9 protein-coding genes and 1 tRNA gene are annotated in these 12,966 nt (G+C 40.8%); 6 read left to right on the top strand and 4 right to left on the bottom strand.

Annotated elements, in window-relative coordinates; all coding sequences use genetic code 11:
- The 4 genes from EVU92_RS13895 to EVU92_RS13880 all read left to right on the top strand — a co-directional run bounded on the left by EVU92_RS13895 (window position 1) and on the right by EVU92_RS13880 (window position 4,514).
- On the top strand, window positions 1-1,338 hold the full coding sequence (locus tag EVU92_RS13895) for a replication-associated recombination protein A (protein WP_130051718.1): 1,338 nt from the start codon (window positions 1-3) through the stop codon (window positions 1,336-1,338).
- On the top strand, window positions 1,331-1,717 hold the full coding sequence (gene crcB, locus EVU92_RS13890) for a fluoride efflux transporter CrcB (RefSeq protein WP_130051717.1): 387 nt from the start codon (window positions 1,331-1,333) through the stop codon (window positions 1,715-1,717). The genes EVU92_RS13895 and crcB overlap by 8 nt, the downstream gene beginning before the upstream one ends.
- A 9-nt stretch (window positions 1,718-1,726) precedes the next feature.
- Entirely contained in the window at window positions 1,727-3,031 is a 1,305-nt protein-coding gene (gene serS / locus EVU92_RS13885) for a serine--tRNA ligase (protein ID WP_130051716.1), read from the top strand.
- Window positions 3,032-3,191: 160 nt separating this feature from the next.
- Window positions 3,192-4,514: an AarF/ABC1/UbiB kinase family protein gene (locus tag EVU92_RS13880; protein ID WP_130051715.1), complete on the top strand. Its 1,323-nt coding sequence runs from the start codon at window positions 3,192-3,194 to the stop codon at window positions 4,512-4,514.
- Window positions 4,515-4,594: 80 nt separating this feature from the next.
- Here EVU92_RS13880 and EVU92_RS13875 read toward each other — a convergent pair whose 3' ends face one another.
- The 4 genes from EVU92_RS13875 to EVU92_RS13860 all read right to left on the bottom strand — a co-directional run bounded on the left by EVU92_RS13875 (window position 4,595) and on the right by EVU92_RS13860 (window position 9,718).
- Complete coding sequence (locus EVU92_RS13875) at window positions 4,595-6,964, bottom strand: arylsulfatase (protein ID WP_130051714.1); 2,370 nt, start codon at window positions 6,962-6,964, stop codon at window positions 4,595-4,597.
- Between the two features lie 15 nt (window positions 6,965-6,979).
- A complete protein-coding gene (locus EVU92_RS13870; protein WP_130051713.1) occupies window positions 6,980-8,212 on the bottom strand; it encodes an anaerobic sulfatase maturase in 1,233 nt (410 codons plus the stop codon).
- Window positions 8,213-8,918: 706 nt separating this feature from the next.
- Window positions 8,919-8,995: transfer RNA gene (locus EVU92_RS13865), tRNA-Pro, on the bottom strand.
- A gap of 105 nt (window positions 8,996-9,100) precedes the next feature.
- A complete protein-coding gene (locus EVU92_RS13860) occupies window positions 9,101-9,718 on the bottom strand; it encodes an arylesterase (RefSeq protein WP_130051712.1) in 618 nt (205 codons plus the stop codon).
- On the opposite strand from EVU92_RS13860, the gene EVU92_RS13855 reads away from it, so the two are divergent.
- Both EVU92_RS13855 and EVU92_RS13850 read left to right on the top strand, forming a co-directional pair.
- A complete protein-coding gene (locus EVU92_RS13855) occupies window positions 9,719-10,438 on the top strand; it encodes an ABC transporter ATP-binding protein (protein WP_130051711.1) in 720 nt (239 codons plus the stop codon).
- On the top strand, window positions 10,428-12,929 hold the full coding sequence (locus tag EVU92_RS13850) for an FtsX-like permease family protein (RefSeq protein WP_130051710.1): 2,502 nt from the start codon (window positions 10,428-10,430) through the stop codon (window positions 12,927-12,929). Before EVU92_RS13855 ends, EVU92_RS13850 begins: the two co-directional genes overlap by 11 nt.
- The last annotated feature ends 37 nt before the right edge of the window (window positions 12,930-12,966 follow it).

Genomic DNA, 12,966 nt, shown 5'->3' with positions numbered 1-12,966 from the left:
TTGAGTAATCTCGGATTTAATTTTGGTCCTGATGTGCGCCCACTTGCGGCGCGCATGCGACCCGAAACACTCAATGACTACATAGGTCAGCAGCACCTTTTAAGCCCCGATAAACCTCTTTACCAAGCCATTCTTGCAGGTCGATGCCACAGCCTCATTTTGTGGGGGCCGCCAGGCGTTGGTAAAACTACGTTAGCGCAAATTATTGCGAACCATGCCGATGCAAGCCTTATTCAAATGTCGGCGGTCACAGCAGGTGTCAAAGACATTCGTGAAGCGGTAAGCGAAGCAAAAGCAAATCTTGCAGGGCGAGGACAACGCACCTTACTGTTTGTCGACGAAGTGCATCGCTTTAATAAATCTCAGCAAGATGCATTCTTACCACATATTGAAGATGGTACTTTTATTTTTGTTGGCGCGACCACCGAAAACCCATCATTTGCACTTAATAACGCAATACTTTCTCGTGCCCGTGTTTATGTATTAAAAGCACTTGAGCAAGCCGATTTATTTACTGTGATTGAGCGCGCTTTACGCGAAGACGTTGAGCTAAGCCAAAAACACATTGAAATTGCCGATAACGCCAAACAAGCACTTTGCCAAGCAAGTGATGGCGATGCTCGTAAAGTGCTTAACTTACTAGAACAAGCTGTTGATTTAACCACTGAGCAGCAGGGCAAATACCTTGTTGATCAACATGTTTTAAGCCAAGTTCTACCAACTCACTTAGCCAAGTACGACAAAGGCGGCGATGAGTTCTACGACTTAATTTCAGCGTTTCATAAATCGGTGCGTGGTAGTTCTCCTGATGGCGCTTTATATTGGTACTGCCGAATTTTAGCAGGTGGCGGCGACCCGCTTTATGTGGCTAGGCGTTTATTAGCGATTGCCACAGAGGATATCGGTAATGCCGACCCACGTGCAATGGAAGTAGCACTAAATGCATGGGATATTTTTCAACGTGTTGGTCCAAGTGAAGGTGAGCGCGCTATAGCTCAGGCCACCATTTACTTAGCCAGCGCACCGAAAAGTAACGCGGTGTATATGGCGTTTAATCAAGCAATGCAAGATGCTAAAAATGAACCGAGTTATCCTGTGCCAGAGCATTTACGTAATGCGCCAACGAGTCTAATGAAAGATTTAGGCTATGGTGCAGAGTATCGTTATGCACACAATGAAGAAGGCGCATTTGCTGCTGGAGAGAAGTATTTCCCAGAAGCAATTCATGATCGTCAGTATTACTTCCCAACAGATCGCGGGCTTGAACAAAAAATAAAACAAAAGCTGGAATATTTAACCCAGCGCAACGAGCAAAGTGATATTAAACGTTATGAATAGTTTGAAACTTTACATGATGATTGCAATGGGTGGTGCTTCTGGGGCGTGTTTGCGCTATTTTCTTAGCGAAACCATGCTAAAACTGCTCGGTAGGGGATTCCCTTTTGGCACGTTGACAGTTAATATTCTTGGTTCATTGTTAATGGGCATATTATACGGCTTGATTGAAAAAGAAATAATCGCTGTTAGCCCCGCTAAAACCTTAATTGGTATTGGCTTTTTAGGTGCATTGACCACCTTTTCAACATTCTCAATGGATTCGTTGTTGCTAATGCAACAAGGTCACTTTTTTAAAATGGCCCTCAATATCACCTTAAACGTGGTGGTGTGTATATTTATGGCTTGGCTGGGCCTTCAGCTGGTAATGCAAAAAGGTTAAAAATCAAACATGTTAGATTCTAAATATTTACGTCAAGATATCGAACAAGCGGCTGCACGTTTAGCAACACGTGGTTTCGAACTTGATATTGCAGCGGTAACTGCACTTGAAGAAAAACGCAAAACATTACAAGTAAAAACGCAAGAACTTCAAAGCGAGCGTAATGCAAGTTCCAAAGCTATCGGCCAAGCAAAAGCGAAAGGCGAGCACGAGAAAGCACAACAGTTGCTTGATTCAGTAAGTACTCTTGGTGACCAACTAGACAGCGTTAAAGCAGAGCAAGACGCTGTATTAGAAGAGCTTAAGCAAATCGCGCTAGCTATTCCAAACTTACCTGATGAGTCTGTGCCAGTTGGTGAAGACGAAGAGCAAAACGTTGAAATTTTAACGTGGGGCACGCCTAAGTCATATGATTTTGAAGTAAAAGATCACGTAGATGTTGGTCAAGACGTAAACGGCCTAGACTTTGAAATGGGTGTTAAAATCAGTGGCGCACGTTTTACTGTTATGCGCGGCCAAGTGGCCCGTATGCACCGTGCTCTTACTCAGTTTATGCTTGATACGCACACAGAGCAAAATGGCTACACAGAAATGTATGTGCCTTACCTAGTAAATAGCGCAAGCTTATACGGTACAAGCCAATTACCTAAGTTTGCCGGTGACTTATTCCATACATTAGGTTTAGTGGATGACGACGGTCAGCAACAACCTGGTTTTAGCTTAATTCCAACTGCTGAAGTACCGCTTACAAACAGTGCCCGTGACGAAATCTACGACGAAAGCGATTTACCAATTCGCTTAACTGCTCACACACCATGTTTCCGTAGTGAAGCTGGTAGCTATGGTCGTGATACACGTGGTCTTATTCGTCAACACCAATTCGACAAAGTTGAATTAGTACAACTTGTAAAACCAGAAGATTCAATGCAAGCACTAGAAGAACTAACAGGTCACGCTGAGCAAATCTTACAAGCATTAGAGCTTCCTTACCGTAAAGTAATTTTATGTACGGGTGATATGGGCTTTGGCGCAGCAAAAACTTACGATTTAGAAGTTTGGTTACCTGCACAAAACACCTATCGTGAAATCTCATCATGTTCAAACATGGTTGATTTCCAAGCGCGTCGTATGCAAGCGCGTTTCCGTCGTCAAGGCGAGAAAAAGCCAGAGTTACTACACACACTAAACGGTTCAGGTTTAGCGGTTGGTCGTACACTTGTAGCAATCTTAGAGAACTACCAACAAGCTGACGGCTCGATTGTTGTTCCAGAAGTATTACGCCCATATATGGGTGGCTTAGAAGTTATTAAATAACTTTAATTATTCTGAGCTTTAAAGCCGCATCGGGAAACCATGCGGCTTTTTTGTTGGCTAAATTAAATAGAACAAAAGAGAGTAAAGCGATTAAGCTAAAGTCGATCTAAACCTCGACAATCAACGTATTCAAAGCATTAAGTTAATAGTGTGAAGCAATATGAGTAATAAACAAAAGTCTGTGCCAACATCACGGTTTTCACGCGCTGCTCGGCTTGGTTCTTTAGCTGGTAAAGTCGCGGGTAATATGTTGTTTGAAGGCACAAAAGCATGGGCTATGGGTAAGCAAACATCACGACAAGAGTTATTGTTACAGCCAAAAAATATTCAACGCTTTGCAGAGCAACTTGCAAACCTGCGTGGCGCAGCAATGAAATTGGGGCAGCTACTGTCTATGGACAGTGGCGAATTACTTACACCTGAGCTATCTGCAATCTTAGCAAGGCTGCGTGCAGAGGCGACAGCTATGCCGCAAAAGCAGCTAGTTAAAGTAATGCGTGAGCATTGGGGCGATGCATGGCTAGAGCACTTATCGCACTTTGAACTCAGACCATTTGCTGCAGCATCGATAGGGCAAGTGCATATTGCTTACCGAGAATCGGGCGAAAAACTAGCAGTTAAAGTTCAGTACCCAGGTATTGCAAAAGGTATCGCCAGTGATGTTGATAACTTAGCTTACCTTCTTAAGCTCAGTGGCTTATTACCCAAAGAGGTAGAAATACAGCCTCTTATCGATGAAGCAAAACAACAGCTTATAAACGAAGCTGACTACGAATTAGAAGCTAATTATTTAAAACGCTACAGCGAGTGTTTAAAGGGTGACGACAATTACCTTATTCCAAATGTGGTAGATTCGCTTAGTTCTTCTCAAGTGTTAGTCATGAGCTTTGTTGAAGGACAAGAGCTAGATGAACTGGCAACCACAGAGCAAGCGCTACGTAATAAAGCGGTTGAACAGTTACTAAGCCTATTTTTACGTGAATTATTTAGCTTTAAACTAGTTCAAACAGATCCAAACTTTGCCAACTATCAATATCAAATCGACAATCAACGCTTAGTGCTTTTAGACTTTGGCGCTACCCGTGAGCTACCTCAGCATATTAGTGATGGTTACTTACAGTTATTATCTGCTGCAATAAATAATGACAGAGCAGGGGTTGCAACAGCTGCACAGCATATTGGCTATTTTCAACAAGGGCTAGCTCAAGAATATATAGATAATGTTGTCGAGATATTTCTACTTGCCTGCGAGCCACTGCGCCATCAAGGTGAGTATGATTTTGCAAATAGCGACTTACCAAAACGCATTAAAGAACTCGGCATAAAAATGAGTACAGCCTCTGAGCACTGGCACGCGCCCCCTGTAGATGCCTTATTTGTTCACAGAAAACTCGCAGGCCTGTTTTTAATCGCTGCAAAGCTAGGCGCAAAAGTGAATGTAAACAGTATTTTTGAAGAGTTTAAGCGGCAGAAGAGTAGATAATATATCAAAGTAGGTTAATCAAAAGTCCCGCAAATGAAATGCGGGACTCTTAGAGTTAACCTTTATCTATTGCATCTTATCTATTGAACAATAGAAGTCGTTACCTGTTCTATTTTTTTGTTAAAAGTAAAAGGGGCTTCATAGTCAAGACTTACGGCACCACCCTCATCTTCACCAATACCCACACCATCATCAAGTGAGAATAAGCTGGCAATTGTATTTGGGATCAGCTTTTTAGCTGCAAGTTTGCCGTTAACGTATAAGTATACATTACCACCTTTTCCTAAACCTGCGGCGTTCCCTTTACCCCCTTTGCCATCTTCATCATAACGAAATTCAACTTTGATCTCATTTTCACCTTTTTTGAGTTCCGAACCAGAGACTTTAGTATACTCATACGTCAACCAATTATACTCGAATGTTGGTACTCCGTTTTTAACAAATAAAGTCCAACCAGCGAAGTTACCGCCTTGTGCAATAACAACACCATTGGTGTTTTTCACATCATCAGTAATGACTTTTGCAACTAAATCAAAAGATTTATTTTTGATATTTAAAAAAGAGTTTTCAGGAATACCTTTAGCCCCTTCATATAAAGTCAAACTCTGTTTACCAAACATCGCATCGGGTCGGCCAGCTATTTCTGCATTCATACGCTCAAGCGTGCGGTCATCAATTGGGTAAACATGATTCTCTTGTGCTTCTTTATCGAAAAGCTTTTTCATTTCTTTGAGTTTTTTGGGGTACTTATCAGCTAAATTGTTAGAAAGAGACCAATCCTGTGTGGTGTCAAACAACTCCCACTCATCTTTTTGCAAGGTAGTGAAGTTCGCTGATGATTCGGTTAATGCCCAATGTGTAACCCTTGCTAACCAGCCATCTTTGTAAATAGCTCGATTACCAGCAAGCTCAAAGTATTGAACTTTGTGATCTGTTTCTGCATCGGGGTTGTTAAATGATTGCGCAAAACTCACCCCAGCCATAGGGATTTGCTTAATACCTTCGACTTTCTTAGGAAAAGGAAGTTTAGCTGTTTCTAATACTGTCGGAGCGATATCAACGACATGTGACCACTGGCTACGGATGTTTTGACCATTCTTTTTAATGCCATGAGGCCAACTTACTACCATGGCGTTTCGTGTACCGCCATAATCTGATGCCATGCCCTTAGTCCATACAAAAGGCGAATCACCAGCGACAGCCCAACCTGAAGCGTAATGTGGAAAACTTTCTGGCCCACCGAGTTTTTCGATATTTTTCAGAGCATATGAAGACGGTTCGTCAATGCCATTATAGAAAGCTAGCGAGTTGAAGCTACCATTTCTATTCCCCTCTGCACTTGCTCCATTGTCCCCTACGATGTAGAAAATTAGGGTGTTGTCGAACTCGCCATTTTTCTTAAGTGTTTCAACAACTCGACCTATTTCATGATCCGTATGTGCTAAATAGCCAGCATATACTTCCATTTGTCGTTCAAATACACGCTTTTCGTCAGCAGTGAGCGAATCCCATCTAGGAACAAAATCTGGCATGGGCGGCAGTACCGTATTTTTCGGAATAATGTTATTTGCTTTTTGTCGCTCAAATGTTTCTTGTCTCAATTTATCCCAGCCCATTGAGAACTTACCTTTGTACTTATCAATCCATTCTTTGGGAGCATGATGCGGCGCATGTACGGCGCCAGGCGCATAGTAAATAAAGAAGGGTTTATCGGCATTATAACTTTGTTCTAAATTTAGCCATTCAATGGTTTTGTCTGTCATATCCTCAGTAAAGTGATAATCTTTCTTACGTGGCGTTTTTATGCGAGTAATACCATCAATTAATACTGGTTGATATTGGTCCGTTTCCCCACCAAAAAAGCCATAAAACTTATCAAACCCGACTTCTTTTGGCCATAAGGTTTGAACCCCAGCTGGACCTGTTTCCCATGCTGGGATCTCATGGTTTTTACCAAACATAGCCGTGCTATAACCGTTGTATTTCAAAATTTTAGGTAATGCTGCGATGTAATTAGGTCTTACACCGGTATTTCCAGGAAAAGCTGTTGCCGTCTCGGCAATAGAGCCCATGTTATTTTGGTGATGATTACGTCCTGTTAATATTGCTGTGCGCGTAGCAGAGCTAACGCCAGTCGTATGGAATTGGTTATACATTAAGCCTTGTTTAGCCAGCGCACTTAGCGTTGGCATGTCAACAGCACCACCAAACAGTGATGACTGACTAAAACCAACATCATCGAGTAATATTACAAGTACATTGGGGGCTCCATCTGGTGCTTTCACACGGGATGTTGGATCTGGTCGCTGTACATCTCTAACATCTAATTGAGAGTAAGTTTGAGGTCTTACATCCGGAATTGGAAGCTGAGTTCTATCAGGTGTGTCAGCACTGGCTATATATGGAGTGAGTGCGCTAGTTAAAACCACTGATTTTTTAATTATATCCATTTAGTTTTATCCCTTTTAATTGTTAGAAGATTTCAGAATTAACGGACCATTTAATGCTTGCATGACATAACTAGCAGGGTAACCGTTAGCCAGTAATTGAGTCATAGCATGTAAATACTTTTGGATTGAGTTGAAAAAATGAAAATACCCGTCGCACAGAACATTCTCATACTCGCCAGTATCTGCAAGGTAACGATGTTTAGGGCAACCCCCATTACATAACTGACGAACATTACATTTTTTACATCGTTCAGATAAACGAGATTCTTTATTGAAAATATCTTTATTATTTGAAGCAATATCTTGAAAAGAACTCGTCATCACATTACCTATTTTTGACTCGGGATAAGCAACATGATCACAAAAATAAACGTCGCCATTAGCCTCTACGGCATAAGATGAGCCGCAATTTTTTGCGTGAATACAGTTAGGTGAGGGGTTACCAATATATTGAGTTAACGCCTGCTCAAAGTTTAAAATAAAAACCTTACCTACATCTTCTTTGATCCAAAGGTTAAATATATCGACAAGAAACTTTCCATATTCCTTTGCATCTACAGCCCAAGAAAGTGGGTTATATTTATTTTGTTGGTAGGATTTAGCAGTAGAAAAAATGAGATTACTGGCAAAGTGCTGACCTCGAGATTGTTCATCTTTTGAGGGGAGTGATTCTACAACTGGGGAAAACTGAATATGTTTAATCTTATGCTTACGAAAAAAGGTATAAATTTCTTCACCATGTTGGCAATACTCTTTAGTAACACAAGCTAATACGTTGTATTGCACATTCATTTTCTGTAAAAGCTTAATCGCACTGAGGATCTCGTTGAATGCGCTCTTACCTTGTTTAGTACGGTATTTTGCTTGTAGCCATTCGGGGCCATCTAAGCTAATTCCTACAAGAAAGTTATTTTCTCTAAAAAAACGACACCAATCGTTATTCAATTTGGAGCCATTAGTTTGGATGGTGTTTTTAATAACTTTTTGGCCTGCATATTTTCTTTGAAATTCGACAGCTTTTTCAAAAAAATTAAGCCCAACTAATGTGGGTTCACCGCCGTGCCAAGCAAATTCAACCTCGGGTGTGTTTTGACTATTAATGTAATTACGTACGTATGCTTCGAGAGTATCCTGTTGCATCGACTTATTAGATTTCAGAAGGGTATCTTTCTCTAAGTAAAAACAATATTCACAATCGTAATTACATTTTGAACCTACAACCTTGACGGTGGTATGAAGTCCACTCATAAATATTCCATTATCATGTATGTACCTTTTAAGGTTAGTACGAATTTATTTTTATTCAACTGATATATATATAAATTATAATTTTTATTCACAGCATTTATATAAATTGATGTATGGAAAGAAGAAAGTTCAGAAAAACTTTTCTAGCCCTCAGAAAGCCCAAATTGATTAGTTATTTTTGAGGGTTTGAAAAACCTTTTAAAGTAAAAGGCAGTGTGGGTTTCCAGAGTTTTACAAATTTGGATGTGCGCAATACACAGGGAAGTCCAATTAATAGAACTTAATCAAACTTGAAAGTCGCGAAATTTCATGAGCGGAACCTGAGGCGTAACTCATTTTTGTCCAAAGGCGTGTTAGAGTGGCTGTCTGCTTCTCGTTCAAACCTATCAGTTAGGAGCAGTTCTATCCTAATTTTTAAAAGCATAAGCTCAGATATAAGGTGCTACAGTTCATTGCCCCTCTATTACAAATTTTTTTTCTGAAAAGCTTTTTATAAATTCTATCGTGAGGAAGGTAACAAAGGTGCCATTAGCTGTCTTCCTATATATCCCCCCCAATCAACACCTAATCAAACCTAAAAATGAGAAAATAAGTTTAGATTAATATGGTGCGATAAATGTGCGATATCAATAAAGGGATGTTTATTTAAGGTGCGATAAAAGGATATGAAAATTTAAGTAACTTATTGAGTAGGGTAAGGAAAAATTGGTCGGCATAGCAGGATTTGAACCTGCGACCCCTGACACCCCATGACAGTGCGCTACCAAGCTGCGCTATATGCCGACGTTGCAAGCCATAGTACGGCTTTTTTTATAAAAATCAATATCAGCGCAGTTCGATTGCCTGTTTATTGTTCAGGCAATCGGTATTAAATCAATGGGCTAGTGGTTAATCTAGCCAATCGTTGATCGTTTTGTACATAAAGTCGCGTATTAATGGTTGAGCATCGGCGTTAGGGTGGAGGTTATCGTTTTGCATAAGCTCAGGACGGCCTGCAATATTAAGCATGAAAAAAGGCATGAGTTCAGAATCTGTTTCATCAGCAATAGTTTTAAAGCTATCGGTGAAAAGTTTGGTATAACGAGGGCCATAGTTTGGTGGAATTTGTACTTCCATTATGGCGGTTTTCGCCCCAATTTGTTGGCTTTTCGCTATTAAATCACGTAGGTTAGTTTGCAGGCGTTTAATAGGGAAACCACGTAAACCATCGTTTCCGCCAAGCTCAATAAGCACATGAGTGGGTTCAAATTCACTTAGTAACGCGTCGAGTCGTCTTAAGGCGCCGCCGGTAGTTTCACCACTAATACTAGCGTTTACTAAATATACAGATTGGTCTTTTTCATCGTACTTATCTTGTAACAATTTAACCCAGCCTTGTTCTTGTTTAAGGCCGTATGCGGCGCTTAAACTGTCACCTAAAATTAAAATTGTGTTGTCAGCTGCTGCCGTAAGTGGTTTGATTACTAACAGTAAAACGAATATAAAACGTAGGATTGGATGCATCATATGTCAGCGCTTTCTCAATTAAACATCATTCAAGTTAAAGGACTTTCTAAAACGGTCACCACGGTTGAGGGCAACCTGACCATCCTCAGTGACATCAGCTTTAATGTCAAGTCGGGTGACTCAGTTGCAGTAGTGGGCACCTCTGGTTCGGGTAAGTCTACTTTATTAAGTTTGTTAGCCGGACTTGACCAATCAACTAGCGGCAGTATTTATTTAGATGGTGCTGCTTTGCACGAATTAGGCGAAGAAGCACGCGCGGCACTTCGCGCCGAAAAAGTGGGGTTTGTGTTTCAGTCTTTCATGCTTGTACAAAGCTTAACAGCACTTGAAAACGTGATGCTACCGGCTGAACTTGCCGGTAGTAAAGACGCGAAACAGCAAGCGCTTGAGCTACTTGAAAAAGTAGGTTTAAGTCACCGTGTTGGCCATTACCCATCGCAATTATCTGGCGGTGAGCAGCAGCGTGTAGCTATTGCGCGTGCATTTATTGGTACACCGAAAATCTTATTTGCCGATGAACCATCAGCGAACCTTGATAGCAAAAACGGTAAATTAATTGAGTCATTATTATTTGAATTAAATAAAGAGCACGGCACGACACTTATTTTAGTAACGCATGATGAGCAGCTTGCACAAAAGTGTCAGCAAATTTTACACATTGAAGCAGGGCAGTTAGTAACTGTAAAAGAAAGCGAAGGAGTGCAAGCGAATGTGGGCTAAATTAGCACTAAAACTGTTTTCACGTGAGTTTAAACGCGGTGAGTTAACAGTGATCAGTGCAGCAATTGCCTTAGCTGTTCTCACTGTTTTAACACTGTCTATGGTTACCGACCGAATTGGTCAAAGTATTGAAGAAAAAAGCAGTGCCTTTATTGCTGCTGATCGCGTTTTAGCAAGTAACCATGCTTTACCTGCCGAGTTTTTAGAAAAAGCCAACCAAGAAAACTTACGTACCGCTAAAATAACCTATTTCGATACCATGTTATTTGCTGGTGACGAAATGCAGCTTGGCTCGGTGAAAGCGGTATCAAACACCTATCCGTTAAAAGGCGAGTTAAAAGTAAAAACTAGCCTGACTGATCAACCACAAGTAACTGCTGATATCCCAAGTCGTGGTGAAGTGTGGTTAAGTGAATCAGTGTTTTATGCGTTAAACATTAAAGTGGGCGATAAAGTAGAGCTTGGCGCTGCTACGTTTACTGCTAGTCATGTTGTAGCCGAAGAGCCTGATGCACCGTTTAATGTGTTTTCAAGCAGCCAGCGAATCTTAATTAATGAAGCAGACATAGCCGTTACAGAGGTAATTCAGCCGGGTAGTCGAGTGTTTTATCGTCAGCTTTATGCTGGCAGCAAAGACAATTTAGATACCTTCTATGCGTGGTTAAAACCACAAATGAAAGAAAACCAGCGTTGGTATGGTGTTAAAGACCGCCAGTCTCCTATTTCTAATAGTTTAAATCGTGCCGAGAGCTATCTATTGCTAGCTGGTTTACTTGGCATTATTTTAGCCGCTGTTGCTATTGCGGTATCGGCAAAACGGTATTGTGAGCGTCAATATGACTCGGTTGCCATGATGAAAACGCTGGGCGGAAGCCGCGCTATGATACGTAAAATCTATTTACTTCACTTGAGCCTTGTTTGTTCAATGTCGGTCATAGTTGGTTTACTGATTGGTTATGGCTTACAAGCAGTTGCAACAGATTATTTAGCACAAACCATGGGCACAGCACTACCAAGTGCATCTGCTAAACCGTGGATTATTGCTATTAGTACCGGCGTGATTTGTGCGGTAATGTTTTCTATTAAACCACTTCTCGATTTATTTGATATTCCTCCGCTGCGCGTGCTGCGCCGTAATTTAGGCGACCGTTTATTGGTTAGTAAAGTGCACTTGGCTATGTCGGCGCTTACTGTGTTTTTACTCATGTGGTTATTTAGTAATAACATCAAAATAAGTGCCATTTTGTTTCTTTCAACTGCATTTTTAATTGCGGTGTTATTTGCTTTATCAAAGGTTATTTTTGGCGGTGGTCGCAAACTCGGTTTAAGCCCAGGTAATAGTTGGTCACTGGCGATAGCATCAATTCAAAAGCGTGCCAACGTTAATGCCGTACAATTAATTAGCTTTGCATTGGCTATAAAATTGTTACTGTTTTTAATTGTATTGAAGAACGACATGATCTCGGATTGGCAGTCACAGCTTCCAGAAAATGCACCTAATTCATTTTTAGTGAACATTACTGAGCAAGAACTAGAACCTATTACTAGTTTCTTAGCGCAAAATGATATGCCAACGTCTGATTTTTACCCTGTTGTTCGTGGCCGTGTAAACGCCGTTAATGGTGAGCTGGTTGCCCGCGAAGTATCGCAAGAAGATAACGAAAAGAAAGACGAAGAAGCTCGCTCTGGCATTGGCCGTGAGCTAAATCTAACTTGGCGCAAGGACTTACCAAATCAAAACGAGCTTATCGACGGTACATGGTTTAGTGAAAACTCAGTGGCTGAGGCATCGGTTGAAGAGTCTATGCTTAAACGCTTAGATGTAAAAATAGGTGATACGCTTACTTTCTTAATAGGTGCACAGTCTTTCGATGCAAAAATTACCAGTGTTCGAAAAGTTAACTGGACGACACTCAAACCTAACTTCTTTATTATTTTAAGTCCTGATGTGCTAGCCAGTTTTCCTGCTACTTATATTTCATCGGTGAATGTAAAAGCGGATAAAAAACGCGAATTTAATGAGTTAATGCGTCAATACCCAACAGTGAATGTGATTGATGTTGAAAGCTTTATTAAACAGATTCGATCAACAATAGAGCAAGTATCGTTAGCGATTGGTTTTGTACTAGCAATTGTCGTTGCCTGTGGAGCTTTAGTGCTTATTTCACAAGTACAAGCAAGTTTAGGTGAGCGTATGCAAGAGATTGTCATCTTAAGAACTTTAGGTGCTAAAGGGCGTTTAATTAAAAATGCCACCTTATATGAGTTTTTACTATTAGGGGTTACGGCAGGCTTAGTGGCTGCCATTGTCAGTGACATCGCTCTGTTGATAGTACAAAAACAAATGTTCGATTTAGCTGGTAAATTCCATCCTCATATTTGGGTCATTGGCCCAGCAGTAGGAGGCTTATTTGTGGCATGTTTGGGTTATTTGATGATAGCGCGCACAATGCGAAAAAATACCCAAGGCTTATTACGCTCACTGGCATAAGATTCTAACTAAAAACGTGTTTATAAAATGCTCGCAA

The sequence above is a fragment of the Pseudoalteromonas sp. MEBiC 03485 genome, from assembly GCF_004195145.1.
Lineage (GTDB): Bacteria > Pseudomonadota > Gammaproteobacteria > Enterobacterales > Alteromonadaceae > Pseudoalteromonas > Pseudoalteromonas apostichopi.
Note: the sequence above shows the minus strand (reverse complement) of the source record. Positions and strands in the feature narration are given on the sequence as shown.